The sequence below is a fragment of the Streptosporangium sp. NPDC000396 genome (assembly GCF_042898655.1).
In the GTDB taxonomy this organism is placed as follows: Bacteria; Actinomycetota; Actinomycetes; order Streptosporangiales; family Streptosporangiaceae; genus Streptosporangium.
This window is the reverse complement of the sequence record NZ_JBIAZA010000012.1, coordinates 1-26930: the sequence shown is the minus strand read 5'-3', so window position 1 is coordinate 26930 and position 26930 is coordinate 1. Positions and strand designations below refer to the sequence as shown.

The 26930-nt window shown below is 71.1% G+C and carries 24 protein-coding genes; 20 read left to right on the top strand and 4 right to left on the bottom strand.

The window, feature by feature from the left end; translation table 11 throughout:
• Positions 1-89 precede the first annotated feature (89 nt).
• The 3 genes from ACFY2X_RS20355 to ACFY2X_RS20345 are packed head-to-tail and all read left to right on the top strand — an operon-like array spanning position 90 to position 3926.
• Positions 90-1127: an ABC transporter substrate-binding protein gene (locus tag ACFY2X_RS20355; RefSeq protein WP_389940036.1), complete on the top strand. Its 1038-nt coding sequence runs from the start codon at positions 90-92 to the stop codon at positions 1125-1127.
• Positions 1127-2830 carry a sugar ABC transporter ATP-binding protein gene (locus tag ACFY2X_RS20350; RefSeq protein ID WP_389940035.1) on the top strand — a complete coding sequence of 568 codons (1704 nt, stop codon included), beginning with the start codon at positions 1127-1129 and terminating at the stop codon, positions 2828-2830. Before ACFY2X_RS20355 ends, ACFY2X_RS20350 begins: the two co-directional genes overlap by 1 nt.
• Positions 2823-3926: an ABC transporter permease gene (locus ACFY2X_RS20345; RefSeq protein WP_389940034.1), complete on the top strand. Its 1104-nt coding sequence runs from the start codon at positions 2823-2825 to the stop codon at positions 3924-3926. The genes ACFY2X_RS20350 and ACFY2X_RS20345 overlap by 8 nt, the downstream gene beginning before the upstream one ends.
• A 75-nt stretch (positions 3927-4001) precedes the next feature.
• Here the strand turns inward: ACFY2X_RS20345 and ACFY2X_RS20340 are convergent, their stop codons facing one another.
• Positions 4002-4817 carry an SAM-dependent methyltransferase gene (locus ACFY2X_RS20340; protein ID WP_389940033.1) on the bottom strand — a complete coding sequence of 272 codons (816 nt, stop codon included), beginning with the start codon at positions 4815-4817 and terminating at the stop codon, positions 4002-4004.
• Between the two features lie 273 nt (positions 4818-5090).
• Between ACFY2X_RS20340 and ACFY2X_RS20335 the strand changes: the two genes are divergently transcribed.
• The 5 genes from ACFY2X_RS20335 (at position 5091) to ACFY2X_RS20315 (ending at position 9676) form a co-directional block, all read left to right on the top strand.
• Positions 5091-5915 (top strand): helix-turn-helix domain-containing protein, encoded by an 825-nt coding sequence (locus ACFY2X_RS20335; protein WP_389940032.1) that lies wholly within the window; start codon positions 5091-5093, stop codon positions 5913-5915.
• Between the two features lie 80 nt (positions 5916-5995).
• Positions 5996-6577, top strand: a complete 582-nt coding sequence (locus ACFY2X_RS20330; RefSeq protein ID WP_389940031.1) for an MFS transporter — start codon at positions 5996-5998, stop codon at positions 6575-6577.
• Between the two features lie 176 nt (positions 6578-6753).
• On the top strand, positions 6754-7833 hold the full coding sequence (locus tag ACFY2X_RS20325; RefSeq protein ID WP_389940030.1) for an ABC transporter substrate-binding protein: 1080 nt from the start codon (positions 6754-6756) through the stop codon (positions 7831-7833).
• A 2-nt stretch (positions 7834-7835) separates the two neighbouring features.
• Positions 7836-8906 (top strand): FecCD family ABC transporter permease, encoded by a 1071-nt coding sequence (locus ACFY2X_RS20320; RefSeq protein WP_389940029.1) that lies wholly within the window; start codon positions 7836-7838, stop codon positions 8904-8906.
• The gene (locus ACFY2X_RS20315; protein ID WP_389940028.1) at positions 8903-9676 is read left to right on the top strand and encodes an ABC transporter ATP-binding protein; all 774 of its coding nucleotides are present in this window, start codon (positions 8903-8905) and stop codon (positions 9674-9676) included. The genes ACFY2X_RS20320 and ACFY2X_RS20315 overlap by 4 nt, the downstream gene beginning before the upstream one ends.
• A gap of 91 nt (positions 9677-9767) precedes the next feature.
• On the opposite strand, the gene ACFY2X_RS20310 is transcribed toward ACFY2X_RS20315, so the two are convergent.
• Both ACFY2X_RS20310 and ACFY2X_RS20305 read right to left on the bottom strand, forming a co-directional pair.
• Complete coding sequence (locus ACFY2X_RS20310) at positions 9768-10862, bottom strand: aminotransferase class V-fold PLP-dependent enzyme (RefSeq protein WP_389940027.1); 1095 nt, start codon at positions 10860-10862, stop codon at positions 9768-9770.
• Positions 10859-11269 carry a RidA family protein gene (locus ACFY2X_RS20305; protein WP_389940026.1) on the bottom strand — a complete coding sequence of 137 codons (411 nt, stop codon included), beginning with the start codon at positions 11267-11269 and terminating at the stop codon, positions 10859-10861. The genes ACFY2X_RS20310 and ACFY2X_RS20305 overlap by 4 nt, the downstream gene beginning before the upstream one ends.
• A gap of 242 nt (positions 11270-11511) precedes the next feature.
• On the opposite strand from ACFY2X_RS20305, the gene ACFY2X_RS20300 reads away from it, so the two are divergent.
• The 9 genes from ACFY2X_RS20300 to hutI all read left to right on the top strand — a co-directional run bounded on the left by ACFY2X_RS20300 (position 11512) and on the right by hutI (position 22498).
• The gene (locus tag ACFY2X_RS20300) at positions 11512-12342 is read left to right on the top strand and encodes an IclR family transcriptional regulator (protein WP_389940025.1); all 831 of its coding nucleotides are present in this window, start codon (positions 11512-11514) and stop codon (positions 12340-12342) included.
• A 106-nt stretch (positions 12343-12448) separates the two neighbouring features.
• Positions 12449-13405 carry a thiamine pyrophosphate-dependent dehydrogenase E1 component subunit alpha gene (locus ACFY2X_RS20295; protein WP_389940024.1) on the top strand — a complete coding sequence of 319 codons (957 nt, stop codon included), beginning with the start codon at positions 12449-12451 and terminating at the stop codon, positions 13403-13405.
• Positions 13398-14381: an alpha-ketoacid dehydrogenase subunit beta gene (locus ACFY2X_RS20290; protein WP_389940023.1), complete on the top strand. Its 984-nt coding sequence runs from the start codon at positions 13398-13400 to the stop codon at positions 14379-14381. The genes ACFY2X_RS20295 and ACFY2X_RS20290 overlap by 8 nt, the downstream gene beginning before the upstream one ends.
• A 137-nt stretch (positions 14382-14518) precedes the next feature.
• The gene (locus ACFY2X_RS20285; protein ID WP_389940022.1) at positions 14519-16063 is read left to right on the top strand and encodes an aromatic amino acid ammonia-lyase; all 1545 of its coding nucleotides are present in this window, start codon (positions 14519-14521) and stop codon (positions 16061-16063) included.
• Between the two features lie 56 nt (positions 16064-16119).
• Positions 16120-16983 (top strand): MurR/RpiR family transcriptional regulator, encoded by an 864-nt coding sequence (locus ACFY2X_RS20280; protein ID WP_389940021.1) that lies wholly within the window; start codon positions 16120-16122, stop codon positions 16981-16983.
• A gap of 89 nt (positions 16984-17072) precedes the next feature.
• Positions 17073-18743, top strand: a complete 1671-nt coding sequence (gene hutU, locus ACFY2X_RS20275; RefSeq protein ID WP_389940020.1) for a urocanate hydratase — start codon at positions 17073-17075, stop codon at positions 18741-18743.
• Positions 18744-18822: 79 nt separating this feature from the next.
• Positions 18823-20022: an allantoate amidohydrolase gene (locus tag ACFY2X_RS20270; RefSeq protein WP_389940019.1), complete on the top strand. Its 1200-nt coding sequence runs from the start codon at positions 18823-18825 to the stop codon at positions 20020-20022.
• Complete coding sequence (locus ACFY2X_RS20265; protein ID WP_389940018.1) at positions 20019-21341, top strand: formimidoylglutamate deiminase; 1323 nt, start codon at positions 20019-20021, stop codon at positions 21339-21341. The genes ACFY2X_RS20270 and ACFY2X_RS20265 overlap by 4 nt, the downstream gene beginning before the upstream one ends.
• On the top strand, positions 21338-22498 hold the full coding sequence (hutI, locus tag ACFY2X_RS20260; protein WP_389940017.1) for an imidazolonepropionase: 1161 nt from the start codon (positions 21338-21340) through the stop codon (positions 22496-22498). The genes ACFY2X_RS20265 and hutI overlap by 4 nt, the downstream gene beginning before the upstream one ends.
• 141 nt (positions 22499-22639) lie before the next feature.
• Here hutI and ACFY2X_RS20255 read toward each other — a convergent pair whose 3' ends face one another.
• Complete coding sequence (locus tag ACFY2X_RS20255; protein WP_389940016.1) at positions 22640-23590, bottom strand: helix-turn-helix transcriptional regulator; 951 nt, start codon at positions 23588-23590, stop codon at positions 22640-22642.
• 404 nt (positions 23591-23994) lie between these two features.
• On the opposite strand from ACFY2X_RS20255, the gene ACFY2X_RS20250 reads away from it, so the two are divergent.
• The 3 genes from ACFY2X_RS20250 (at position 23995) to ACFY2X_RS20240 (ending at position 26164) form a co-directional block, all read left to right on the top strand.
• Positions 23995-25092: a winged helix DNA-binding domain-containing protein gene (locus ACFY2X_RS20250; RefSeq protein WP_389940015.1), complete on the top strand. Its 1098-nt coding sequence runs from the start codon at positions 23995-23997 to the stop codon at positions 25090-25092.
• Positions 25093-25164: 72 nt separating this feature from the next.
• Positions 25165-25689, top strand: coding sequence for an RNA polymerase sigma factor (locus ACFY2X_RS20245; protein WP_389940014.1), 525 nt, complete (start codon positions 25165-25167; stop codon positions 25687-25689).
• Positions 25690-25714: 25 nt separating this feature from the next.
• On the top strand, positions 25715-26164 hold the full coding sequence (locus ACFY2X_RS20240) for a hypothetical protein (protein WP_389940013.1): 450 nt from the start codon (positions 25715-25717) through the stop codon (positions 26162-26164).
• Positions 26165-26930 lie beyond the last annotated feature (766 nt).

The following is a 26930-nucleotide window of genomic DNA, read 5'->3' as shown; positions in this document are numbered from 1 at the left end:
TCGTCCATCATCCATAGTCCCTTCGCGGCAGCCGCCTGAGACGCCTGTCGAGATCCCAGATCCCCCCTGAGAAATTTCAGGAGGCCGTCATGGCTCGCTCACGTATCGTTTTCTCTCTTTCGCTCGTCGCCGCCATCGCGCTGGTGGCGCTGGTGCTCGGAGTGGTGGGAGGCCGGGCGACAAGCTCGGCCGGTCAGGCGGCGGGCGGGGGCGCGGGCGGAGCGGCAAGTGGCAAGAAAATCGACGTGATCATCAAGGCGAGCGACTCCTCGTTCTGGCAGACGATGATCGCGGGGGCCAAGCAGGCGGGTGGGGATTTCGGCCTCGTCGTGAGCACCTTCGGCCCCACGTCGGAGACGAACATCGACCAGCAGGTGCAGCTGGTGGAGAACTCCATCTCCCGGGGTGTCAGCGGGCTCGTCATCGCGCCCAACTCCTCCAGCGCCCTGAACTCGGCGATCGACCGGGCGCGTAAGGCGGGCCTCAAGGTGATCACTGTGGACAGCCGCGTGACCACCCCCTCGGAGGGGTTCATCGGCACCGACAACGTCAAGGCCGGAATGCAGGCCGGCAAGCGCATGTGCGAGCTGCTCAAGGCGCAGAACAAGACGAGCGGCAGCGTCATGATCGAGTCCTCCGTGGCCGGCATCCAGTCGCTGGTCGACCGGGACGCCGGCTTCAAGCAGGGCCTCGCGCTCAACTGCCCCCAGGTCAAGGTGACGCTTCAGCGCTACAACAACAACGACATCAACACCGCGGCGTCGCAGGTCAACGACGCGCTGACCGCCAACCCGGACCTGGCCGGGGTGTTCGCGGACAACAACACCTCGGGAGTCGGCGCGGCGCGGGCGATCCAGGACAACAAGGTGGCTGACACCGTCCCCGTCGTGGCGTTCGACTCCGACCCGCAGGAGAACGCCGCGCTGGCCGCCGGAACCATCGACGCGCTGGTGGTGCAGAACCCGTACTTCTTCGGTTACCAGGGCGTCCTGGCGGCCGGAATGGCCACCGTCGACCGCATCCCGCCGCGGGACATCGATCCCGGCGCGGTCGTGGCGGACAAGAAGAACATGAACGAGCCCGATGTGAAGCAACTGCTCAACCCGCCCACGATGAAGGCGGAATGATGGTCACTCCTGTCGTCGAGCTACGCGACGTCTCCAAGGCCTTCGGCCCCGTCCAGGCGCTCAGCAATGTCTCGCTCCGCCTCGTCCCCGGCCAGGTGAACTGCCTCGCCGGGGAGAACGGCGCGGGGAAGTCGACCCTGATCCGGGTGCTGACGGGCGCGCTGCGCCGGGACAGCGGCACCTACGAGATCGACGGCCGGCCGGTCACCACGCCGACCCCGGCGCATATGCGCGCGGCCGGTATCCAGGCCGTCTACCAGGAGCTCAGCCTCCTCCCGCACCTGTCGGTCGCGGAGAACCTGTTCATGGGCCGCCTCCCCGCGCGCAGCGGGGTCATCGCCAGGGGGCGGTTGCACGACCATGCCAGGGAGGCCCTCGACGAGGTCGGCCTGACGGACCTCAGTCCGGACGCGATCGTGGAGCGGCTCCCGGCGGCCACGCGCCAGCTCGTGGAGATCGCCAAGGTGCTGACCGCGGAGTCCGTCAAGGTGATCGTGTTCGACGAGCCGACGACGGCGCTCACCGAGGCGGAGTCGGAGCGGCTTCTGGAGCACATCAGGCGGCTGCGTGAGCGCGGTATAGCGATGCTCTACGTGACCCACCGGCTTGAGGAGATGTTCGAGATCGGTGACTGGGTGACCGTCCTGCGGGACGGGGGCCTGTCGGAGGAAGGGCCGATCAGCAACTACGACGAGGATCGCCTGATCACCGCGATGGTCGGCCGGGAGATCAGCTCGCTCTACCCGGAGACCCACCGGCACGCCGGAACGCCCGTGCTGCGGGTGCGGGGACTGCGCCGCTTCGACAGCTCGCCGGCCATCGACCTCCATGTCGGATCCGGAGAGATCCTCGGCATAGGAGGGCTGCTGGGGTCGGGACGGAGCGGGTTGCTGATGTCCATCTTCGGCGCGACCCCTGTCGTGGCGGGCGAGGTGGAGATCGAGGGCAGGCCCGTGAAACCGTCCGGGCCGCGCACGATGATGAACGCCGGGGTGGGGCTGCTCACCGAGGACCGCAAGGTGCTGGGGCTGCTGCCGGAGCTGTCGATCCGGGAGAACGTCACCATCGCCAGCCTGCGGTCCGGCTCCCGGCGCGGTCTCCTGCCCGGCAGCGAGCAGGTCGAGGAGGCGGACCGGCTGCTCGACAGCCTGCGGCTGCGGGCCGGCTCCTACGCCCAGCCGGTGTCGACGCTGTCGGGAGGCAACCAGCAGAAGGTCCTGCTCGCCCGGTGGCTGCTCACCAAGCCGAAAATACTGATGTTCGACGAGCCCACGAAGGGCATCGACGTCGGCGCCAAGGGCGAGATCTACACGATCATCGGAAACCTGGCCGCGAAGGGGCTGGGGATCATCGTGGTCTCGTCGTATCTACCGGAGCTGCTGGGTCTCGCGGATCGCATCCTCGTGCTGCGCGACGGGGCGGTCGCGGGGGAGCTTCCCGGATCCGCCACCGAGGAGGACGTGCTCCACCTGGCAAGCGGTACCGGAGGCGCCGAACCCTCGCAGACCCGGCAGGAGACTCCGGTGGGACACGAAGCGACCACGGCGCCCCCGGCCGAGCCCCTGATGACCCCGGGCGAGACCCCGTCACTCCCGGATGAGATCCCGGCACCTCGGAGCGGGACCTCACCGACCACCGGCGGCACGGGAGCCGCGACTCCACCGACCCCAGATGATCCAGGAGGGGTGAGCCGAGATGCCTAAGCTGATCTGGCGTGAGCCGATCGAGACCACGACGATCGTCAACAGGCCACCGAGCGGCCCGGGAGTGGAGGCGGTGCCGAGAGCCAGGGAGGCGCCCGAGACGGCCGAGCCGACCGAGGCGAGGGCCGAGCCCCGGCGGCGGGTCCTCACGCTGGGAGACATCGCGGGACGGGAAAGTGGAGGTCTCGTCGTGCTGCTCGTGGCGGTCGGCGCCCTCACGCTCGCCAGTGACGAGTTCCTCACCGGCAACAACCTGGCGAACCTCGCCCGGCAGGTCGCGATCTTCGGGATCATCGCGGTCGGCCAGCTCGTGGTCATCCTGACCGCCGGAATCGACCTGTCGGTCGGGTCGGTCCTCGGCCTGGCCGGCGCGTCCACCGCGCAGTTCCTGGTCGCCGGGATGCCGGTCTGGCCCGCGATCCTGCTGGGGGTGGGAATCGGCACCGCGCTCGGGATCGTCAACGGCCTGCTGGTGACCCGCGCCCTGCTGCCGCCGTTCATCGCGACCCTGGGCATGCTCGGCATCGCCCGCGGAATGGTCCTGCTCACCACCGACGCCCAGACCATCCAGGGCGTGCCGGAGTCATTCCAGGTCATCGCCAACGGCACGATCCTCGGTATTCCCAACCTTCTCATCATCGCCGTCGCGGTCACCGCGGTGATGTGGTTCGTGCTCACCCGGACGGTCTTCGGCCGTTACATCTACGCCGTCGGCTCGAACCCCGAGTCGGCTCGCCTCGCGGGTGTGCCCGTTCGCCTGGTGACGGTCTCGGTCTACCTGATCTCGGGTCTGCTCGCCGGCCTTGGCGGGGTGCTGCTCGCCTCCCGGCTGGGAGCGGGCATCCCCACAGCCGGGACGGGCTTCGAGCTCAGCGCGATCGCGGCCTGCGTGATCGGCGGTGCGAGCCTCTTCGGTGCGAAGGGCAGCGCGATCGGCGCCTTCACCGGAGCGCTGATCATGGGTGTCCTCAACAACGGGGGCAACCTCCTGGCGATCAACGCCTTCTACCTCCAGATCGCCATCGGCGTGCTCATCCTCGTCGCGGTCGGGTTCGACCAGCTGAACACCAGGCGGGCGGCCACAAGCGGTTCCTGACCGGTGGCCGCCGGCCACGGCCTGCCGTGTTCCGGCCACGTTTCGAACACGTGAGGAACGAACGGTGCCGTCGCGTCACGGTTTCCGGGCGACGGCACCGAACTGGGCCACCTCGGCGGGAGCGTCGTCGATGTCGACCAGCTCGGGTCGCCAGCGTGAGCACGACACCATTCCGGGCTCCAGCACCTCCAGGCCGTCGAGGAAACGAGCGATCTCCTGACCGGTGCGAGCGGTTATCGGAGGCGTGGCGTTCTCGTTCCAGAACCGCATGGCCTCGATGTTCCCCTCGCCGCCGAGCTCCAGGGTGGGATGGGTGAGCACCAGGTAGCTGCCGGAGGGCACGGCGTCGATCAGCCGCTTCACGATCTCCTGCGCCTTGCCGGTGTCGAGGATGAAGTTCAGGATTCCCAGCAGCATGACGGCCACGGGCCGGGTGAGGTCCAGCGTTTTCGCGGCGGCCCGCAGGATCTTGTCGGGGTCGTGCGCGTCGGCGTCGATGTAGTCGGTGACGCCCTCGGGCGTGCTGGTGAGCAGGGCACGGGCGTGCACCAGCACGAGGGGGTCGTTGTCGACGTAGACGATCCGTGACTCCGGGGCCACCCGCTGGGCGACCTCGTGGGTGTTGTCCACGGTGGGCAGGCCGGTGCCGATGTCCAGGAACTGCCGGATCCCGGCCTCGCCGGCCAGGTACCGGACCGCGCGGCCCAGGAACGCGCGGTCGGCGCGGGCCACATGGACGATGTTCGGATACATCCCGAAGACCCGGTCACCGACCTGACGATCGACCGGATAGTGATCCTTACCACCCAGCCAGTGGTTCCAGACCCTGGCATTGTGCGCGACGTCAGGGTTCAGCTTGCTCGGCTCGGGAGAGTTCTGCTGGTCTTTCACCTGTTCTCCTGGGTTTTGGGCCTTCGGCTTATACGGCTTGGCAAGCTTGGGTATGGCGAATTCTGTGATGAGACCATGAGAATGGTAGTGAATTCTCCACTTAGGAAATCAAGCTCGCTGTGCGAAGCTCGGCTGGCACGGAAAGCCGAACCCGGTCGCACGCCGGCGGGTCGCTATATATAGGGGGCAAGTTTGCGCACTGTGCGGACGGTAAGCGAACCGGCTGAAAGCCTTGTCCCGGATTACCGGCAGGCCGGACCCACGGTGTTGCGGATGCTGGTGGGCGCGCAGCTCCGCCGGCTCCGCGAGGCCCGCGGCATCACGCGCGAGGACGCGGGAGAGGCGATCAGGGCGTCCCACTCCAAGATCAGCCGTTTGGAGCTGGGCCGTACCGGCTTCAAACAGCGCGATGTGGCCGACCTCCTCACCCTCTACGGCGTCACCGGCGAGGCCGAGCGCGCGACCCTGCTGTCGCTGGCCGAGCAGGCCAACCAGCCGGGCTGGTGGCACGCCTACGGCGACGTGGTGCCCGACTGGTTCGAGGCCTACCTCGGCCTGGAGCAGGCGGCCTGCGTCATCCGCACCTACGAGGTCCAGTTCGTCCCGGGCCTGCTGCAGACCGCGGACTACACCCGCGCCGTCATCCGGTTCGGCAGGGGCGACGCCCCCGACGTCGACGTCGAGCGCCGGACCGACCTGCGGATGCGACGCCAGCGGCTGCTGCACCAGCCGGGAGCCCCCAAGCTGTGGACCGTGATCGACGAGGCGGCGCTGCGCCGTCTCATCGGCGGCCCCGAGACGATGCGCGCCCAGATCGAGCACCTCATCGAGATCGCCCAGCTCCCCAACGTCACCATCCAGATCATGTCGTTCAACGCGGGCGGTCACGCCGGGGCGGCCGGGCCCGTCACCATCCTGCGCTTCCCGGAGGGGGAGCTCACCGACGTGGTCTATCTCGAACAGCTCGCCGGCGCCCTCTACCTCGACAAGCCGGCCGACGTCGAGCGCTACTGGCACGTCATGAACCGCATGGTCATCGAGGCCGAGCGGCCGGACGCGACGGTCGAGATCCTCCGGCGGATCCTCAAGGAGATCTGAACGCGTCTCCCGCCCGCCGAGGGAAAGATCGGCAACCCGCGTCGGGAAGGGTGGGGAGGGTGTGAAAGCATGCGCCTGTCATGTTCGGGTCCTGGGGGTTGCGTACGGCGCGCGCGGCGGTGTTCGCCATGGTGTGCGTCGGGCTCGCCGCCGTGGCGCACACGCTGGGCGGCGGTCACGTCGAGATCCGCGCCCTCCCCCTGGGCCTGCTGCCGGTCTTCGGGCTCGCCCTGCCGCTGGCCGCGCGTGAACGCTCGTTCGCCCCGATCCTGGCCGGACTCGTCATCGCGCAGTTGGGGCTGCACCTGCTCTTCTCGGCGCTGTGCTCCGCCGAGGTTCCGGCCGCCCCGGTGCCGGGGCCGCACGACGCCCACCTGTCCGGCGGTCCCGGACTCGGCATGCTGCTGATGCACGCCTGGGCGGTGTGGCTGACCGCGTGGTGGCTGGAACGTGGGGAGCGGGCGCTGTGGAGCCTGCTGCGTGTGCTGGCCGCCTGGGCGGTCCGCGTGCTGCGACTGCTTCTCCTCGGCCCGGTCCCGGCCCACGGCCCGGCGGGTGTCCGGGCGGACGGCGGCCAGACCTGGCTTCTCCGCCCGGCGATGCTCCGTCACGCCGTGACGCGGCGCGGCCCTCCCCTTCGGATCGTGACCTCAGGCGGCTGACCCGGACACGTGCGGCGTCACGGCGGGCCGGCCGTGTATCCGCGTGGGCCGACGGAGCGTGCTCGCCGGCGCCTTCGAGCGTCCGGCCTGTCCTGCCGTTCCCCGGTCATGCCCGCGCGTCCCTCCGAAGGGCCGCACGATCCCTGTCTCATGTCACGACCGTGGAGTCACCACCCGTGTTCACGTTTTCCCGGCCCATGACCCTGGGCCTCGCCCTGCTGGCCTTCGCCGTGACGGCCGCCTGCGGCCAGACCACCGCCCCCGCGGCGAAGCCCGCGGCTCCGGCCGCCGGTTTCCCGATCCAGGTACCCGACTGTGAGGGCAGGACGACGACGTTCGACCGGCCCGCGACGAAGATCGTCACCAGCAACGCCACCAGCCTGGAGATCCTGTTCTGGCTCGGCGCCCAGGACCTGGTCGTCGGCACCGGCTTCCCGCCCGCCAAGGGCGACCTGCCCGATCGGTTCGCCGACGCCGCCGCCAAGGTGGCCCCGCTCGGCGGGGACGCGACAGGCGGTGCGATGAGAGGAATCAGCCGCGAGCAGTTGCTCGGTTCCGGGGCCGACACCTACATCGAGGCGTGGGGCGCGCTGGCCGGCATGGCCGATGTCGCCACTCCCGAGCAACTCGCCCAGGTCGGCATCAAGAGGGTCCTGCTGCATTCCACGGCCTGCGCGGGCCTGCTCTCGAAGCCTCTCACCGACCTGTCGTCCGTGCGGGCCGACGTCACCCGGCTCGGCGCTCTGACCGGCAGGGCGGCGCAGGCCGCGCAGGTCGTCTCCCAGATGGACGCCACGCTGGCGAAGGTCGGGCGGGCCGTGGCCGGCGTGCCCGAGGGCGACCGGCCGAGCGTGTTCTTCTTCGACTACGACGCGGGAACCGACGCGCCGACGGTGCCGTGCAACCGCCAGATCGCCAATGCCGTCTACACACTCGCCGGCGCCCGCAACGCCTTCGCCGACTGCGCCGACGACTTCAAGAAGATCGGCTGGGAGGACGTGGTCAAGCGCGACCCCGACTGGATCCAGATCGGCATCCGCAACCACGGTGGCGCCGAGGCCGACGAGAAGGCGTTCGCCGAGGCCGAGCGGTTCCTGAGCACCTTCGCCGCGACGCGTGATCTGAGAGCCGTTAAGAACAGGAAGTTCATCCGCGTCCGCTCGGAGGTGACGACGACCGGCGGCGTCCGCAACGCCGACGCCGTCGAGAAGATCGCCTCGGTCGTCTATCCCGGCCGCGTGCCGGCCGGGCAGTGAGCGTGACGACGGCGGCGCGGGAGGCCACGCGAGGCCCCGCGACCGCCCGGTCGCGGCCGTACTCGGTCGGCGCCGTCCTGATCGTCGCCCTTCTCGCGGCGTTGACCCTTGCCGTCTCCCTCGGCCCGCTCGACATCCCGTTCTCCACGGTCTGGGGGATCGTGGCGCACAGGCTGTTCGGGCTGGGCGACCCCGCGGGCTGGCCGATCAACGAGGAGATCATCGTGTGGCAGGTACGGCTGCCGCGCGCGCTGCTCGCCCTCGTCGTGGGGGCCGGGCTCGGCGTGGTCGGCGCCGTCGTGCAGGCGCTGGTGCGCAATCCGCTCGCCGATCCCTACCTGCTCGGCATCTCCTCGGGGGCGTCCCTGGGCGCGGTGACGATCATCGTGTACGGCGGAGCCGGCGCCCTGCTCGGCCTCGGCCTGCCCACGGCGGCCTTCCTCGGCGCGCTCGTCGCGTTCGTGGCCGTATGGGCGATCGCGCGGCGCGGGGGCGGCTTCGCCCCGATGCGCCTGGTGCTCGGCGGTGTCGCGGTCGGGCACCTGCTGTCCGGCCTGACGAGTTACGTCATCCTGCAGGCCGACGACCAGCAGCAGACCAACGGCGTGCTGTTCTGGATGCTCGGGAGCCTGGGCGGAGCCGAATGGCGGCTGCTGCCGGTGCCCGCGACCGGCCTTCTCCTCGGCCTGGTGCTGCTGCTCGCCCGGGCCAGGGCGCTCAACGCGTTGCTCGTCGGCGACGAGACCGCGGCCAGCCTGGGCATCGACGTCGCGCGGCTGCGGCGGGAACTGTTCGTCGTGACCAGCGCCATGACCGCGCTCATGGTGTCGGTCTCCGGCGCGATCGGCTTCGTCGGCCTGATGGTGCCCCACGTCGTCCGGCTGCTCGCCGGCGCCGAACACCGGCGCCTGCTGCCGCTGTCGGCGCTCGCCGGAGCCCTGCTGCTGGTCGTGGTCGACATCGTGGCGAGGACCGCGCTGGAACCCGAGGAGATCCCGATCGGCGTCGTCACCGCCCTGCTGGGCGCGCCGCTCTTCCTCTACCTGCTGGATCGCAGATTGGAGCGGGCATGAGAATCGCCATCGACGATCTGTCCGTGGAACTGTCCGGGCGCGAGGTGGTGTCCGGGGTGAACCTCCTGGTCGAGGCCGGGGAGATCGCCGGAGTGGTGGGGCCGAACGGCAGCGGGAAGTCCACGATGCTCCGCACGGTCTACCGGCACCTGCGCCCGGCCGCGGGCCGGATTCTCCTCGACGGGCAGGACCTGTGGCGGCAGCGGCCCGAGGTGACCGCGCGAGCGGTCGCGGCGCTGCCCCAGGAACGCGGTACCGACTTCGAGCTGGTCGTCCGCGAGGTCGTGGCCATGGGGCGCACGCCGTACAAGCGTGCCTTCGCCCGTGACGACCGGCACGACGAGAACGTGATCGAGGAGGCGCTACGGCGTGTCGGGATGGCGGGGCTGGCCGATCGCCGGTTCGCGACGCTGTCCGGCGGCGAGCGCCAGCGGGTGCTCCTGGCCCGCGCCCTGGCGCAGGAACCCCAGGTGCTGGTCCTGGACGAGCCCACCAACCACCTCGACGTCCGCCACCAGATCGAGCTGCTCGCGCTGCTGCGCGAGCAGCGGGCGACGACGCTGGTCGCGCTGCACGATCTGAACGCCGCCGTCGCCGTGTGCGACCGGCTCCACGTGATGAAGGCCGGTCACATCGTCGCCTCCGGCCCGCCGGACCAGGTGCTGACGCCGTCGCTGCTGGAGGAGGTGTTCGGGGTCCGGGCGACCGTGACCGCGCACCCGCTCACCGGTGGCGCTCTCATCGCCTTCGACTACGGGGCGGGACTGTAGGGGGTGCCGCGTCGCCCGGGCCGGTGAGCCCGGGTGACGCGGCCGGGGGTGCGATCGGAGGGATCCGCTGCGCCGGAAGGGCCGGGACGCCTCAGGTGAGCGCGCGGACGGCCGCCTGGACGTCGTGTTCGTCGTTGAAGTAGTGGAAGCCGAAACGGACCCGGTCGCCCAGGGCGGTGGCCCGCACGCCGCATTCGCGCAGCCGTACGGCGACGCGATCCGCCTGGCCGGTGTGGAGGGCGACGATGTGGGAGGCCGGTCCGTCCGTCACCCGCCGCAGGCCGAGCGCCCGCGCCTGCTCGGTCAGCTGCCCCGCCAGGCCGAGGCAGTGCCGTTCGACCTGCTCGGCGTCCAGCGCGCCGAGCAGCCGCAGCGCCGCGCGGGCGCCGACCCAGGAGAACCAGGCCGGGGAGGTGTCGCACCGCCCCGCGTCGGCCGCGAGATCCGCCGGGCCGCCGAAGTATCCGTGCGGCGGGCTCGTCGACTTCCAGTTCGGCGCGATGGGCGTCAACTCGTCGAGCCGGTCGGGCCTGGTGACGAGCCAGGCCGCGCCGCGCGGGCACAGCAGCCACTTGTAGCCGTGCACGGCGAAATAGTCGGGGCGTATCCCGGCCGCGTCGAAGCGCAGCGCGCCGAGCGACTGCGTCAGATTGACGAACAGCCGCGCGCCCACCCGGTCGGTGGCGGCCCGCAGTGCGGCCAGGTCGAGCCGCTGGCCCTCCCGGCTGGTCACCTCGCTCACCGCCAGGAGGGAGACGCGCTCGTCCAGGGCCTCGATCAGGTCCTCCACCCGGGTCGTCCCGCCGCGCGCCGGTACGGTCACCACCTCGTGGCGCGCCGACCAGGGGAAGAGGTTGCTGCGGAACTCCTGGGCGGGCACCACGATCCGGCCGGGCGGCAGGGACGCGGCGACCGTGGCCGCGGCCTCGGCGAGCGAGCCGAGCGTCGACACCGTCGCGGGATCCACCCCGGTCAGCCGCGCGAACAGGACGCGGGCCTCGTCGGTGGCCGAGTCCCAGGCGAGCCAGTCGAACTCGCCGGAGGACCACGCCGACACCGCCTCGTGCAGCGCGTCCGTGACCGGCCGCGCTCCGGGCGGGGCACCGGGGGTGTCGAGCCAGACCGTCGAGCGCAGTGCCGGGAAGAGCTCGCGGAACCGCGCCGGGTCCAGTGGCCGGGAGGTCATCGGCGTGGCACCGCGACCACGGCCTCGATCTCGACCGCCAGCTCGGGGGTGGCCAGCGCGGCGGCCACCAGGAGCGAATTGGTGGGCCAGTCGCCGTCCGGGTACCACTTGGGGAACACGTCCTGCACCGCGGCGCGGAAGCCGCCGAGGTGCTCGGTGCCCGCGACCATGGTCAGCAGCTTCACCAGGTGCTCCGGCCCGGCGCCGAGGGATTCGAGCAACCTCTCGATGTTGGCGAAGATCTGCCGCGTCTGCGACTCCGCGTCCGGGCCCGCGAGGGTGCCGTCTTCCAGCGCGCCGACCTGACCGGCGATGAACACCAGCTCGTGGCCCTCCGGCACGGACGCCAGGTGGCTGTACCGGCCGATCGGCGGTGCGACGGTGTCCGGGTTCCAGCGGCGGATCATCGGCTTCTCCTTCACCTACGAGCACTTAGGCGGGTCCGCCTGCCGGGATCGGCGCCCACGCGCCGCGGGCTTCCCTTCGGCGGCCTGACTCGGCCTACGTTAGGCGCCTGCGGCGACCGCCCGACCGGCTCCCCCACCAAATTTCAGATAATCGAAAAATCAGTTCATTCTGCTGCGCGGATCGAGTTGGTGCCGCACAGTTCTTGCCTACCGGGGTGCTGGTCAGCCGAGGGAGGTGACAGATGTCCGAGCCGCTGGGTGATGCCGGAAGGGGCGGCGAGAACACGGAAACGAAGACCGTGTTGCACACGCTGGAGCGTGGTCTGCTGGTGCTGGAGGCCGTGGCGACGGCCGATGGCGCGGCCACGGCGAAGGTGCTCAGCCGCAAACTCGACATCAAGATCGGAACCTGCTACCACCTGCTGCGCACGCTGCTGGCGACCGGGCACGTGGTCCGTCTTCCCGGCGGCCGCTATGACGTCGGTCCTCGCGCGGCCTCGCTGAGCCGTCACCTGCAGCGGCGGTCGGGGCCGTCGCCGGAGCTGGCGGTGATCCTGACCAGGCTGCACAACAAGACCAAGGAGACGTCATACGTGTCCGGCTGGTACCACGGCACGCTCATCCTGCAGCACTACCTTTCGGGCCTGCACGCGGTCAGTGTCGGCAACCTCGACGTCGGCTACACCGGGCACATGCACGCGCGGGCCTCGTGCAAGGCCGTACTGGCCTTTCTTCCCGAGGAGCAGGTGGCCGCCATGTTCGAGGGCGTGGAGCTCGCGCCCGTCACGTCGAGAACGATCACCGACTACGACGAGTTCGTCGCGGAGCTGGCACGGGTGCGCAGGCAGGGATATGCCCTGGATCAGGAGGAGTTCGACGAGGGCGTGTCCTGCGTGTCCGCGCCGTTCTTCGATGATTCCGGCTCGCCGGTCGGCGCGTTCACGGTGTCGGTCCCGGCGACCCGCTTCCGGGAGCGGCAGGCATGGCTGACCACCGAAGTGCGTGAGGCCTCCTCGATGGCGACCGGTCTGCTGCGCACCGGCCGGTTGACGGTGCCCTCCGCCTCGGACTGAGCGCCGCGAACACCACCTGAGGCGTCACGAACACCACCTGAGGCGTCACGAACACCGCCTGAACGGCGGCGAGATCTCTTCACCGGAAAGGAGCGTGGGTATCCCCATGCCTGAAACAGCCGCCCTGCTCGGCTTTTTCGAGACGATGCAGCGGATCAGGCTCTTCGAGGAGGAAGTCACCCGGTTGCGGGTGTCGGGCGACGTGGTCGGCTCGGTCCATCTCTGCAACGGCCAGGAGGCCGTCTACGCCGGGGCCTGCGCGGCGCTCGACCTGAGCCGGGACGCGGTCTTCCCCACCTATCGCGGGCACGGATGGACGCTGGCCTGCGGCGCGCCCCCATACCGGCTGTTCGCCGAGCTGCTCGGGCGCGAGACCGGGATCAACGGCGGCCGCGGAGGGTCGGCGTACCTGACGGCTCCGGATCACGGCATGTACGGCGAGAACTCCATCGTGGGCGCGGGCGCGCCGATCGCGGCCGGTGCCGCGCTGGCCGCCACCTTCGACGGGTCCGGTCGCGTCGCTCTCGCCGCCTTCGGCGACGGCGCCATGAACCAGGGGGCGGTGCACGAGGCGATGAACTTCGCCGCGGTGCGCGGGCTTCCGGTGATCTTCCTGGTGGAGAACAACCACTACTCGGAGCTGACACCGATCGCCGACATGGTGCGCGTGGACAAACTGTTCAAGCGCGCGGCGGCCTATGGCATGCCGGGTGCGCGGATCGACGGCAACGACCCCCACGCGGTCCAGCAGGCGGTCGCCCAGGCGGCCGACCGCGCACGGGCCGGCCGGGGCCCGGTGCTGCTGGAGGCCATGACGCAACGGATCGTCGGGCACTACATCGGCGACGCGCAGCTCTACCGGCCGGCGGGAGAGCTCGATCGCGCGCTCGCCGAGGAGCCGATCACCCGGCTGCTGGAGGTGCTCAGGCGGGTCGGCGTGACCGAAGCCGAGCTGGACGAGTGCACCGGCCGAATACGTGCGGAGATCGCGGAGGCGTCTCGACGAGCCCTCTCCGATCCACCGGCCGATCCGACGACTGTACTGGAGCATCTCCATGCCTGAGCTGACCAAGCGGCTCTCCTACGCCGAGGCCGTCAACGCGGCCTTGCACCGCACGCTGGAAGAACGGCCGGAGGCCCTGCTGTTCGGTGAGGACGTCGGCGTCCCGGGCGGCGTCTTCGGCGTGACCAAGGGACTGCGCCAGCGGTTCGGCGAGCGGGTGTTCGACACGCCCATCTCCGAGTCGGCGATTCTCGGCGGGGCCATCGGCGCCGCGATGTTCGGAGCCAGGCCCATCGCCGAGATCATGTGGGCGGACTTCTCACTGGTCGCGCTGGACCAGCTGGTCAACCAGGCGGCCAACGTCCGTTACATCTCGCGCGGTACGGTGACCGCGCCGATCACCGTACGCACGCAGCAGGGCCAGGCTCCCGGTTCCTGCGCGCAGCATTCGCAGAGCCTTGAGGCGTTCCTCGCGCACGTGCCCGGGCTGCGGGTGTGCATGCCGGCCACCCACCAGGACGCCTACGACCTGCTGCTGTCGGCGATCTGGTGCGACGACCCGGTGATCGTGATCGAGAACCGGACCCTTTATCACGCGGGCAGGCAGGACGTGCGGCTCGGCGGTGAGGTGCGGCCCATCGGGGGCGCGCAGGTGCGCCGGCCGGGCACGGATGTGACCGTGGTGACCTGGGGGGCGATACAGCAGCGCGTGCTGGAGGCGGCGGATCGCCTTTCCCTCCGGGGAGTCGAGGCGGAGGTCGTCGACGCCCGATGGATCCAGCCGTTCGACATCGACGCGGTGCTGGCCAGTGTCGAGCGCACCGGACGGCTTGTCGTGGTGCACGAGGCGCACACCACCGGAGGGGTCGGCGGCGAGGTCCTCGCGGCCGTCGCCGAAGCCGGGATACCGCTGCGCCGCCCCCCGATCAGGGTCGGAGCCCCACCGGCGCGCATCCCGGCCGCACCGGCGCTGGCGCAGGCGGTCATCCCGTCCGTCGACGTGATCGCCGATGCGCTGGCCCGTTCGGTGAGGTGACCGCATCGGCTTGTCGGCCCCTCTCTTGCCGCTCTGCATGTAGTCATGCATTCTTCTTGATGAATGAAGATATGCCGATAGTCACCGATTGACCGGTGGTTACTCGGGTATGCGCGGCTCGGGAAGGTTGGGGCGCCATGACGTCTCAGATGGCGGGAGAGAGAATTCCGGCGGCCGAGCTCACCGAGCCGGGTCTCCGCCTTGACGGGCGGAGCCTCGACAGCCGGGCGGTGGCGCTCCTCGCCGACGGTGCCGCACGGGTCGTCATCGATCCGCGGGCGCTCGACGAGGTGAGGGACTCCTGGCGCCGAGCCGGTGAGCTGGTCGCCGCGGGCAGGGTCTACGGGCGCAGCACCGGCGTGGGCGCCAACCGCACGGTCGACGTCGATCCGGCCGACGCCGACCTGCACGGCCTGCGGCTGCTGCGCAGTCACGCGGGCGGTATCGGTGAGCTGCTCCCCGCCCGGCAGGTCCGGGCCATGCTGGCGATCCGGCTGAACCAGCTACTGGCCGGCGGCTCCGGTCTGCGGCCCGCCGTCGTCGGCGCTCTGGCCGCGGCACTGGACGCCGGGGTGCACCCCGCCGTCAACGAGTACGGCGCCGTCGGCACCGGCGACCTGTCCGCACTGTCCCAGCTGGGGCTGGCCCTCGCCGGCGAGCACCCCTGGCACGGGGGTACGGCGGCGCCGCCCGCGCTGAAGCTGGAGACCGGGGACGCCCTGGCCCTGATCAGCAGCAACGCCCTGACCCTGGGTCAGGCGGCGCTGGCCGGGCACGACCTGGGACGCCTTCTCCACGCGTCGTGCGTGGTCACCGCGCTATCCCTGCTCGCCGTGGGCGGCTCCCATGAGGCCTTCGCCGAGCCGGTCCACTCCGCGCGCCCGCACCCGGGCAATGTCCGGGCCGCCGCCGAGATCCGCCGGTTGATCGGGGCCCCCGCCAGGCCCGCCCCGCCGGCCGGGCGCATTCAGGACCCGTACGGCCTGCGGTGCTTCCCGCAGGTTCACGGCCCGGTGCTGGAGGCCCGCGACGAGCTGGAACGCGTGCTCGCCGTCGAGCTCAACGCCGCCGCGGAAAACCCTCTGATCAGCCCGGACGGTCCCGGCGGAGGCCCGGCCGCCTATCACCACGGAGGTTTCTACTCGGGACACCTGGCGCTCGTGCTCGACCATGTGCGGCTGGCGCTGCTGCAGACGGCCCAGCTGTCCACCGCGCGGCTCGCGGCTTTGGTGGAGCCCGAGATCACCGGTCTTCGCCCGTTCCTCGCCGATGAGGCGTCCGCGGGATCGGGCGTGCTCATTCTCGAATACAGCATGAACGCCGCCCTCGCCGAGCTGCGGAACACCGCCGATCCCGCGTCGCTGGGCCACGCCGTACTGTCGCGGGGCGTGGAGGAGTCGGCGAGCTTCGCCTCGCAGGCCGCGCGCCAGACCCTGCGGGCGGTCGCGGCCTACCGCCTCGTCCTCGGCTGCGAGCTGGTCTCGGCGGTCCGGGCCCTGCGGCAGCGTGACGCGCGAGGTGGGCGGGGTGGCGGCGGGGCGGCGTGGCGGGACGTGTCCCTGCCGGTCGGCCGCGCCTACTCCCTCGCCGACGCCACGCTCGACCGGTCCATGGAGGATCGTCCGCTCACCGCCGACGTCGCCGTCGCGGCTACGCTGCTCGACCAGCTCGCCGACCTGTGACACCGAAGTGGCGAACACATCTACAAGGTCCCTTCCCGACCTTTCCGAGGAGACCCATGAACCCTGACGACGCCGGGCCTCGCCTACTGCGTCTGTTCGAAGGGCACCGGCTGACCCCGGCGCAGCGCCGGATCGCGCACTGCCTGGTCCAGCACGCCGCCGAGGCGGCCTTCCTGTCCAGCGTCGAGGTCGCCGAGCTGGCCGGGGTCAGCCAGCCGTCGGTGACCCGCTTCGCGATGGCCCTGGGCTTCGACGGATATCCGGCGCTGCGCAAACAGCTGCGCGAGCTGGGTCTCCCCGAGGGCGGCTCCCCGGGCACGCGGGAGGAGGAGACCGAGGACACGGCGCCGAACGAGCATCAGCGGGCCATCCTCGCCGAGATCGCCAACCTCCAGCGCCTCGCCGGGATGCTGGCCGATCCGGAGCCGGTCACCAAGGCCGCGCGGCTGCTGGCGGCCTCACGGCCGCTGCTCGTCCTCGGCCTGCGCGCGGCCGCGGCGCAGGCGACGGGTTTCGTCTACTTCGCCTCCAAGGTCCACTCCGACGTGCGCCTGCTCGACGAGGGCGGCTCCATGCTCGCCGACCGGATCGAGCAGGCCGTCGCGGCCGGGGCGAGCGCCCTGCTCTGCTTCGCCCTGCCCCGCTATCCGGCCGAGCTGCTGGACGCCCTCGCCGTCGCCAGGGAGGCCGGGCTGAGCGTGGTCACCGTGGCCGACAGCGCCTTCACACCGGTGGCCGAGCTGTCCGACGTGCTGCTCACCGCCGCGGTGGGCACCCACCTGGTCTTCGACACCGCCTGCGCGCCCATGATGCTCGGCCGGGTCCTGCTGGAGGCGATGTGTGACGAGATCCCCGGCGCGGAGGCTCGGCTGGAGGCCTTCGAGGTGTCGGCCGCGTCCAGGGAGCTCTTCAGGGAGTAGAGCTATTGACTAAAACTATTCATTCGAGATAGAGATGAATATATCTATTTGACACGCCGGTGGCGGCCGATGCACGGGAGGGCGGAAGCGTGACTCAGGAGAATGGCCGGGGTCCGATCCGGGCGCCGCGAGGTGCGGGGCTGAACACGCAGGGATGGCAGCAGGAAGCCGCGCTGCGGATGCTGATGAACAACCTCGACCCCGAGGTCGCCGAGCATCCGGACAAGCTCGTCGTCTACGGCGGCACCGGCAAGGCCGCCCGCGACTGGCGTTCCTACGATGCCATCGTCCGCACGCTGACCACGCTGAAGGGCGACGAGACCCTCCTGGTGCAGTCGGGCCGCCCGGTCGGCGTGATGACCACCCACGAGTGGGCGCCGCGGGTGCTGATCGCCAACTCCAACCTGGTCGGCGACTGGGCCACCTGGCCGGAGTTCCGGCGCCTGGAGCAGCTCGGGCTCACCATGTACGGGCAGATGACCGCCGGATCATGGATCTACATCGGCACCCAGGGCATCCTCCAGGGCACCTACGAGACCTTCGGCGCCGTGGCCGCCAAGAGGTTCGGCGGCACCCTGGCCGGGACGATCACGCTCACCGCCGGCCTCGGCGGCATGGGTGGCGCCCAGCCCCTCGCGGTCACCATGAACGGCGGCGTCGCGATCTGCATCGACTGCGACCCCCGCAGCATCGACCGGCGGATCGAGCACCGCTATCTCGACGTGAAGGCCAAGGACCTCGACGAGGCCCTGCGCCTGGCCTACGAGGCGCGCGACGCCCGCAGGCCCCTGTCCATCGGCGTCGAGGCCAACGCGGCGCAGGCCGTACCCGACCTGCTGGCACGCGGTGCGGAGATCGACATCGTCACCGACCAGACGTCGGCGCACGACCCCCTCGCCTACCTTCCGCTCGGCGTCGCCTTCGAGGACATGGCCGCCGAGGCCGCCAAGGACCCCGAGGGGTTCACCCAGCGCGCCCGTGAGTCCATGGCCAGGCACGTCGAGGCCATGGTCGGCTTCCAGGACGCCGGAGCGGAGGTCTTCGACTACGGCAACTCGATCCGCGGCGAGGCCGAGCTGGCCGGCTACGCCCGTGCCTTCGACTTCCCCGGTTTCGTCCCCGCCTACATCCGGCCGCTGTTCTGCGAGGGCAAGGGCCCCTTCCGCTGGGCGGCCCTGTCCGGCGACCCGGCTGACATCGCCAAGACCGACAAGGCGATCCTGGAGCTGTTCCCGGAGAACGAGTCCCTGGCCCGCTGGATCAAGATGGCGGGTGAGAAGGTCCACTTCCAGGGCCTTCCCGCGCGCATCTGCTGGCTCGGGTACGGCGAGCGCGACCGGGCGGGCGAGCGTTTCAACGACATGGTGGCCAGCGGCGAGCTCTCGGCCCCGGTCGCGATCGGCCGTGACCACCTCGACTGCGGATCGGTCGCCTCGCCGTACCGGGAGACCGAGGCGATGCTGGACGGCTCCGACGCGATCGCCGACTGGCCGCTGCTCAACGCCATGGTCAACGTCGCCTCCGGGGCGTCCTGGGTCTCGATCCACCACGGTGGCGGCGTCGGCATCGGGCGTTCCATCCACGCCGGTCAGGTGTCCGTCGCCGACGGTACGGCGCTGGCCGGGGAGAAGATCCGCCGCGTGCTGACCAACGACCCCGGCATGGGGGTCATCCGGCACGTCGACGCCGGATACGACCGGGCGTCCGAGGTCGCGCAGGAGCGCGCGGTGCGCATCCCGATGCGCGAAGGCGACAAATGACCGAGCGGAGCGCGGGAATCGGCGAACGCGGCATCCCGGTCACGTGGCCGCCGATCCCGGGAAGGGCGGAGGCGGCCTCATGACCGTCACCCCGGAACAGGTCGAGGACGGCTTCCGCCGGATGTGGCGGGAGCTGCTCCCGGCGGGCCGTTACGACGCCACCGGCGGCTACCGGCGCCACGCCTGGACGGCCGCCGACGGCGAGTGCCGCGCCTGGTTCGCCGAGCAGGCGCGGCTGCGGGGCCTGACCTACGAGGTCGACCGGAACGGCAACCAGTGGGCCTGGCTCGGCGACCCCGCCGCCGGTGACGCGATCGTCACCGGCTCCCACCTGGACTCGGTGCCCGACGGCGGAGCCTACGACGGACCGCTGGGCGTCGTGGCCTCCTTCGCGGCACTGGACGCGCTGCGCGAGCGGGGCGTCAGACCGGAGCGCCCGCTCGCGATCGTCAACTTCGGCGACGAGGAGGGCGCCAGGTTCGGTGTCGCCTGTGTCGGATCGCGGCTGATGACGGGCGCCCTGTCGCCCGAGCACGCGAGGACGCTGCGGGACGGCGACGGCGTCACCCTCGCCGACGCGATGGAACGGGCGGGGCACGACCCCCTGGCCGTCGGCCGCGACGACGAGCGACTCGCCCGCATCGGCGCCTACGTCGAGCTCCACGTCGAGCAGGGCCGTCACCTCGCGGACACGCCGCACCCGGTGGGCGTCGCCTCCGCCATCTGGCCGCACGGCCGCTGGCGGTTCGACTTCCGGGGCGAGGCCAACCACGCGGGCACCACCCGCCTGGAGGACCGCCACGACCCCATGCTGAGCTACGCGGCCACCGTCCTGGCCGCCCGCGAGCGGGCCCGGATCGCCGGGGCCCTCGCCACCTTCGGCAAGATCCGCGTCGAACCCAACGGGACCAACGCGATCGCCTCCCTGGTGACCGCCTGGCTCGACTCCCGGGCCGCGGACTCGGGCACCTTGGACACCCTGGTGAAGGAGATCATTCAGGCGGCCGAGGGAGCGGAGGTCACCCGCGAGTCCTACACGCCGGTCGTCGACTTCGACGTGCCGCTCAGGGACCGCCTCTCCCGGGTGCTCGGCGGACCCCCCGTGCTGCCGACCGGGGCCGGGCACGACGCGGGCATCCTCGCCTCGGCCGTCCCCACCGCCATGCTCTTCGTGCGCAACCCCACGGGCGTCTCGCACTCTCCAGCCGAGCACGCCGAGGAGGCCGACTGCCTGGCCGGGGTCGCCGCCCTGACCGACGTCCTGGAAGATCTGCTGTGAACGGTCGTTTCTGGGCCCGTCACGCCTGGACGGGCACCCTGGAGTCAGGTGTCCTCATCGAGGTGGCCTCGGGCCGCATCGTGTCGCTGCGAGCGGGCAGCGCTCCGGCGGACGCCGTCATCCTCGACGGCCTGGTGGTCCCGGGCCTGGCCAACGCGCACTCGCACGCCTTCCACCGGGCGCTGCGCGGTGCCACCCAGGTCGGCAGCGGCACCTTCTGGACCTGGCGGGAGACCATGTACCGGGTCGCCTCCGCCCTGGACCCGGACGGCTACCTCGACCTCGCGCGGGCCGTCTACGCCGAGATGGCCCTCGCCGGGATCACCTGCGTGGGCGAGTTCCACTACCTTCACCACGCTCCCGGCGGCGTGCCCTACGCCGACCCCAACGCGATGGGCGAGGCGCTGATCGAGGCCGCCGCCCAGGCGGGCATCCGGATCACGCTGCTGGACACCTGTTACCTGTCGTCCGGGTTCGGCGCGGAGCCCGACAGCACCCAGATCCGCTTCAGCGACGGCTCCGCCTCGGCCTGGGCCGAACGCGTGGAGTCCCTGAAGGAGCGCGACCACGCCCGCGTCGGCGCCGCGATCCACTCGGTCCGCGCCGTCCCCGCCGCCCAGCTCGGCACGGTCGCCGCGTGGGCGGACGCGCGGCAGGCCCCGATCCACGTGCACCTGTCCGAGCAGCCCGCGGAGAACGAGGGATGCGTGGAGGCGTACGGCGTGACGCCCACCGGGCTCCTGGCCGACCACGGTGTTCTCGGCCCCCGCGCCACCGCCGTGCACGCCACCCACCTCACCGGCGGCGACATCGCCCTGCTCGGCGGCACCGCCACCACCGTCTGCATGTGCCCCACCACCGAACGCGATCTCGCCGACGGCATCGGGCCCGCGAAGGACCTCCAGGAAGCCGGATCGCGGCTCACGCTGGGCAGCGACAGCCACGCCGTCATCGACCTGTTCGAGGAGGCGCGCGGGATGGAGCTGGACGAGCGGCTGCGCACCCGCCGCCGCGGTCACTGGAGCGCCGCCGAGCTGCTCCGCGCCGCGACCGGTGACGGGCACGCCTCGCTCGGCTGGCCGGAGGCGGGGCGCCTGGAGGTGGGGGCGATCGCCGACCTGGTGACCGTCTCGCTCGACTCGGTCCGTACGGCGGGCCCGCTGACCGGCGCGGAGACCGCCGTCTTCGCGGCCACCGCCGCCGACGTCCGCGACGTCGTCGCCGCAGGCCGGATGATCGTACGGCACGGCGTCCACCAGCTCGTGCCCGACGTGCCATCGGCGTTGCGCACGGCCATCGCCCGACTGGAGGAATCGTGAGCCTGCTCGTCACCGGCCTGTCCAGCCTGGTCACCAACGACCCGTCGCTGGGCGAGGGCCCGCTCGGAGTGATCCGGGACGCCGCCGTCGTCTTCGAGGGATCCTCGGTCGCGTGGGTGGGGGAGGCCTCCCAGGCGCCCGACGCCGACCAGGTCCACCAGGCCGGAGGCCGGGCCGCGATCCCCGGATTCGTCGACTCGCACGCCCACCTGGTCTTCGCCGGAGACCGCACGGCCGAGTTCAACGCCCGGATGTCGGGCGTGCCGTACACCGCCGGGGGGATTCGTACGACGGTGGCGGCCACCCGCGCGGCGAGCGACGCGGAGCTGTCGGCGGGCGTCGCCCGGCTGGTGGCGGAGGCGCTGCGCCAGGGAACCACGGTCATCGAGTGCAAGTCCGGTTACGGGCTCACCGTGGAGGACGAGGCTCGCGCGCTCCGCATCGCCGGCGAGCACACCGACGAGGTGACCTATCTCGGCGCTCACGTGGTTCCCCCGGAGCTGGACGCCGACGCCTATGTGGACCTCGTCACCGGCCCGATGCTGGACAGGTGCGCCCCGCACGCCCGGTGGGTGGACGTTTTCTGCGAGCGGGGCGCCTTCGACGGCGACCAGGCGCGGGCCGTCCTGGAGGCGGGCATCAAGAAGGGCCTCGCTCCCCGGATTCACGCCAACCAGCTGGGGCACGGACCCGGGGTGCGGATCGCCGTGGAGCTCGGGGCCGCCTCCGCCGACCACTGCACCCACCTCACCGACGCGGACGTGGACGCCCTGGCCTCGGGAGACACGGTCGCCACGCTGCTGCCCGGCGCGGAGTTCTCCACACGGGCCACCTACCCCGACGCCCGGCGCCTGCTGGACGCGGGGGTGACGGTGGCCCTGTCCACGGACTGCAACCCGGGGTCCAGCTTCACCACGAGCATGCCGTTCTGCATCGCCGTCGCGGTGCGGGAGATGGGCATGACCCCCGACGAGGCGGTCAGGGCGGCCACCCTCGGCGGTGCCCGCGCGCTTCGCCGTACGGATGTGGGCCGGATCGCCCCGGGCGCCCGTGCCGACCTCGTGCTGCTGGACGCGCCCTCCCACGTTCACCTGGCCTACCGTCCCGGCGTCCCGCTGGTCTCCGCGGTCTGGCAGCGCGGCCATCGCGTGGTCTGACGCGGGACCGTCAGGAGGCGGGACCCTCAGGACGATGGACCGTCAGGACGGGGGCCGCCGGTAGGCGGGACTGTCAGGACGGAGACTGTCGGGAGGCGGGACCCTCATCGCGCGGATGCCGGTCAGGTGCGTCGCGTCCGCTCACCCGTCGGCCGCGCGGGTGAAGCGGGTGCCCCACTCGCGGATGTAGTCGGCGAACTCGGGCGGGCCGAGCACCTCGAACTCCGCGCCCATGCCGCCCAGAGCCAGCGCCGGCCAGTCCAGCGCGGCCGAGGTCATCCGCAGCAGGCACCGGTCGTCGCCGGTTTCCTCGACCTCTCCCCACTGGCCGACCACGGAGCGGACCGTCGCCGCGGGGGCGTGCACCAGCGCCTCGACGGTGTACATCGGAGCGAGCTTGTCGCTGCCGGCCTGGACGAACGCCGCCGCGTCGCCGCCGGGCAGCTCGCGCGGGTGGAAGCGTGCCCCGGTGCTGCGCGGGTCGCTGAGGCGGTCGAGCCGGAAGCTGCGCCAGTCGTGCCGGGTCAGGTCGTAGGCGACCAGGTACCAGCGGCGCCCGAGCGCCACCAGCCTATGGGGCTCGACGTGGCGGGAGGTCTGCTCGCCGCCACGCGCCGTGTAGGAGAACCGCAGCCGCTCCTCGTCCCGGCAGGCCTGCGCGATGGAGGCCAGGACTCCGGCGTCGACGGTCGGCCCGGTGTCCCACGCCACGCTCACCGCCCGCAGCGCGTCGACCCGCCGGCGCAGCCGCGGCGGCATGACCTGCACGACCTTGGTGAGCGCGCGGATCGAGGACTCCTCGATGCCGGCGATCGCGCCCTGGGCGGCCGCTCGCAGCCCGATGGCCAGCGCGACCGCCTCCTCGTCGTCGAGCACCAGCGGGGGCATGGCGGCGCCGGCGGCGAGCTGGTAGCCGCCGTCGACGCCGCGGTGGGCCTCGACCGGGTAACCCAGCTCGCGCAGCCGGTCGATGTCGCGGCGCAGGGTGCGGGCGGAGATCCCGAGCTTCTCGGCCAGCTCCGCGCCCGGCCAGTAGCGGTGATTCTGCAGCAGGGAGAGCAGCCGCAGCGTTCGTGAGCTCGTGTTCGCCATATCTTCAGCATGCCGGAAATTAAGGTCAGAAAGTGACCTATATCAGGCATAGAGTGATCTCGGGACGAAGCGAAGTCCGGAAACACCTCGCTGAGCCGATCGACATGAGGAGAGCGACGAACATCGGTGGACTCGGTGGACTCGGTGGACTCGGTGGATTCGGTGGATTCGGTGGATTCGGCGGGGAGGAACGGGCGCGGGCAGCGCGGGCCCGCATTCCTCCCCGGCGATGAAGGACCCGGACAGCGCGGGCCTGGTATCCGTCTCGGGCGATGGAGGGCCTGGGCCGACTGGCGCCGGCCTCCGGTGAGGAGGCCCGGGTTGCCCGGCGCTGGTCCCCGGTGATGAAGGCCCCGGGCCGCCGCCCGGCGCTGGTCGAACGTTATCGAAGGAGTCTGCCGACAGTGACTGACGTGCCCGTGCTTTCCCAGCGAGCCCTCAACCGCACCCTGCTCGAACGCCAGCTGCTGACGCGCCGTACCTCCCACTCCGCGCTCCAGGCCGTCGAGCATCTGGTCGCGTTGCAGGGGCAGGAGCCCAACTGGCCGTATGTGGGACTGTGGACCCGGCTGGCCGGTTTCCGGCACGACGATCTGGAGGTCCTGCTCCGTGAGCGTCGCGTGGTGCGTTCCACGATGCTGCGCAGCACCCAGCATCTGGCCGGTGGCGACGACTACCGCTGGCTGCGCCCGACGGTTCAGCCCGTCCTGAACCGCACCGCGCGGGCGGCGTACTTCACCCGGGAGGCCGCCGGGCTGGACCTCGCCGAGATCGCCGGCGCCGGGCGGGAACTGGTGGCGGGCCAGACGCTTCCCCGCCGACAGCTCGCGAAGCTGCTCACCGAGCGCTACCCGGGCCGTGACGGGCGCGTGCTCGCCGGGACGGTGGAGCTCCAGGTGCCGATGGTGCACCCGCCGGAGACCGGTGCCTGGGGCGGCTGGGGCAACCGCGCCATCTCCGTCACCCTCGCGGAGGAGTGGCTCGGCCGGGCTCTGGAGGCGTCGTCGCACGTCGAAACGATGATCCGCCGCTATCTGGCGGCTTTCGGCCCGGCCGGTGTCATGGACATCCAGGCCTGGTCCGGGCTCACCCGGCTGCGCGAGGTGGTCGACGGAATGCGTTCCCAGCTGCGCGTTTTCCGTGACGAGCGGGGCAAGGAGCTCTTCGACCTGCCCGGCGCGCCGCTCGCCGAGGCGGGCATGCCCGTTCCGGTGCGTTTTCTGCCCGCTTTCGACAACATCCTCCTCGGGCACGCCGACCGGACCCGGGTGATCAGCGACGAGGACCGCAAGAAGGTGATGCCCGGCGGCGCGATGGTGCTGCCCACCTTCCTCGTCGACGGGTTCGTCCACGGAACCTGGTCGGTGAAGAACTCGACGCTGCTCATCTCCCCGTTCCGGCCGCTGACCGCCGCGACCGCCACGGCGGTGCGGGAAGAAGCCGAGCACCTGCTCGCCTTCGTCGCCCCGGACGCGCCCGAACGGAACATCGTGTTCGCCTGACAGATGTTTCGCGCCGATGTCGTGAACCTGGTGGTCGTGTTCTCCGACTGTATGGGGTGACGGGAGGCCGGGATGACCGACGAGCTGCTTGTGGTCCGCTGCCAGCTCGGTGAGCGCGAGGCGTTCGCCGAGTTGGTCCGGGCCTGGCACGAACCGGTGTGGACGTACGTGCGGCGCATGTTGGACGGCGAACGAGCCGACGACGTGACCCAGGAGATCTGGCTCGCCGTGTTCCGGGGGCTGCCCCGGCTGACGGAACCCGGCCGGTTCGCGCCCTGGCTGTTCACCATCGCCAGACGCGCGGTGACCAACCGGCTGCGTGAGGAGTACGGCAGGGCCGAGATCCGGCCGGACGACGAACCGGTCGCCGAGGACCCGGCCGGAGCCGTGGTGGACCGTGCTGAGCTGATCGCCGGGCTGGCCGGTCTGCCGGTGCGGGAACGGGAGATCCTCGTCCTGTTCTACCTGGAGGATCTCTCCCTCGAGGACTGCGCCGAGATCTGCGCGATCCCGGTCGGCACCGTCAAGTCCCGGCTCAACCGGGCCCGTCGCCTGCTGTACGACCATCTGACGGAGAGGGGATACGGCCGTGAATGAGGAGCCTCGCCCACGGGCGGAGGAGATGATCGGTCGGCTGTCACCGATCCTGTCCCCCCGGCGGCGGATCCGCGCCGTCGCGGCCCTGCTGACCGGGCTGACCGGATCGATCTTCGTGACGGCCCTGTGGTCCACCGAGCCCGGGCCGCTGCCGGGCCGTACTCATCTGGCCTTCGCACTGCTCACACTGTTCTGCCTGGCGTGGACCGGCTACGGCGCCTGGGCGATCACGCGGCGGGCGCCGCTGTTCGCTCTGGACCGGGTGATCGCCGCCTGGCTCGCCCTGGCCGCCGCACTGCTGATGACGGTGGTCATGGTGGTGATCGCCGCCACCCGGGGCACCGGCGTGTTCCCGATCCTGGCGGTCAACGCCGTGTTCGTCGTGGTGGCGGTGGTGCTCGCCGTACGCGCTCATGCCCGGCGCGCGGCCCTGCTGCGGCGCAAGCGGGAGTTGAGCGAGCGGGGAGCGCCATGAACGCGGGTCATCCCGACCGCTGAAACCTTCCGGCGCCCGCCGCCATCCGCGAGAGCCGTCCCCGAAAGCCGCTCACGAGAACACCGTCCACGAGAACACCGTCCATGAGAACACCGTCCATGAGAACACCGTCCATGAGAACGCCGTCCGCGAAAGCCGTACATGAGAAAGGAGAGCGACCATGGCACACAACCCTCGCCTGATCCGCCGGAGGTTCGGTCGGACCGGCCTTATCGTGGCGATCCTGGCAGTCGCCGTGCTGCTCGTGATCGGTCTGATCGTGTTTCTGACCTGAACAGTGTCCCGAGGGCTGGTCCGTCGCGGGTGATGACCACAGAAGACACCCCGTAAGGAGGAGCCGCCCATAGCCTCGCTATGGGCGGCCGGGGTCCTGTCCGGCATCCGCTGCCCGCCATGCTGAAGATCCTGGACGGATAGCCGCGACCGGACGCAAACGAGCGCGCAGTTTCCTGCACACGCTGGCGCCACTGATCGTTCCGTCCCTCCCCGAGAGTCAATCTGCCGTATTCGTGTGTCCTGAACGTGAAGGAGAGTTCGATGTAGGCGAATGATCTGGAGCGATGCTGCTCGAACGATGAAGGTTGTGGCCCTTCGGAGCCGCCCTGCGGAGGGAGGCTTCAAACCGCCTCATGCTGCGTTGGCTGAAGACTGTCGTGGTGAGCGATGAGGAAAAGGCGCCCGCGAGGCGTCAGGTGGGGACCGGGAAGGCGAACGCGAGTGAACCACTGATGACGTGTCGAAAGCA

What these genes read in the sequence shown, in the direction of transcription:
- ACFY2X_RS20355 (WP_389940036.1), top strand. Translation starts at nt 90, where the DNA reads ATGGCTCGCTCACGTATCGTTTTCTCTCTTTCGCTCGTCGCCGCCATC.
- ACFY2X_RS20350 (WP_389940035.1), top strand. Translation starts at nt 1,127, where the DNA reads ATGGTCACTCCTGTCGTCGAGCTACGCGACGTCTCCAAGGCCTTCGGC.
- ACFY2X_RS20345 (WP_389940034.1), top strand. Translation starts at nt 2,823, where the DNA reads ATGCCTAAGCTGATCTGGCGTGAGCCGATCGAGACCACGACGATCGTC.
- ACFY2X_RS20335 (WP_389940032.1), top strand. Translation starts at nt 5,091, where the DNA reads ATGCTGGTGGGCGCGCAGCTCCGCCGGCTCCGCGAGGCCCGCGGCATC.
- ACFY2X_RS20330 (WP_389940031.1), top strand. Translation starts at nt 5,996, where the DNA reads ATGTTCGGGTCCTGGGGGTTGCGTACGGCGCGCGCGGCGGTGTTCGCC.
- ACFY2X_RS20315 (WP_389940028.1), top strand. Translation starts at nt 8,903, where the DNA reads ATGAGAATCGCCATCGACGATCTGTCCGTGGAACTGTCCGGGCGCGAG.
- ACFY2X_RS20310 (WP_389940027.1), bottom strand. Translation starts at nt 10,862, where the DNA reads ATGACCTCCCGGCCACTGGACCCGGCGCGGTTCCGCGAGCTCTTCCCG.
- ACFY2X_RS20305 (WP_389940026.1), bottom strand. Translation starts at nt 11,269, where the DNA reads ATGATCCGCCGCTGGAACCCGGACACCGTCGCACCGCCGATCGGCCGG.
- ACFY2X_RS20300 (WP_389940025.1), top strand. Translation starts at nt 11,512, where the DNA reads ATGTCCGAGCCGCTGGGTGATGCCGGAAGGGGCGGCGAGAACACGGAA.
- ACFY2X_RS20295 (WP_389940024.1), top strand. Translation starts at nt 12,449, where the DNA reads ATGCCTGAAACAGCCGCCCTGCTCGGCTTTTTCGAGACGATGCAGCGG.
- ACFY2X_RS20290 (WP_389940023.1), top strand. Translation starts at nt 13,398, where the DNA reads ATGCCTGAGCTGACCAAGCGGCTCTCCTACGCCGAGGCCGTCAACGCG.
- ACFY2X_RS20285 (WP_389940022.1), top strand. Translation starts at nt 14,519, where the DNA reads ATGACGTCTCAGATGGCGGGAGAGAGAATTCCGGCGGCCGAGCTCACC.
- ACFY2X_RS20280 (WP_389940021.1), top strand. Translation starts at nt 16,120, where the DNA reads ATGAACCCTGACGACGCCGGGCCTCGCCTACTGCGTCTGTTCGAAGGG.
- ACFY2X_RS20270 (WP_389940019.1), top strand. Translation starts at nt 18,823, where the DNA reads ATGACCGTCACCCCGGAACAGGTCGAGGACGGCTTCCGCCGGATGTGG.
- ACFY2X_RS20255 (WP_389940016.1), bottom strand. Translation starts at nt 23,590, where the DNA reads ATGGCGAACACGAGCTCACGAACGCTGCGGCTGCTCTCCCTGCTGCAG.
- ACFY2X_RS20245 (WP_389940014.1), top strand. Translation starts at nt 25,165, where the DNA reads ATGACCGACGAGCTGCTTGTGGTCCGCTGCCAGCTCGGTGAGCGCGAG.
- ACFY2X_RS20240 (WP_389940013.1), top strand. Translation starts at nt 25,715, where the DNA reads ATGATCGGTCGGCTGTCACCGATCCTGTCCCCCCGGCGGCGGATCCGC.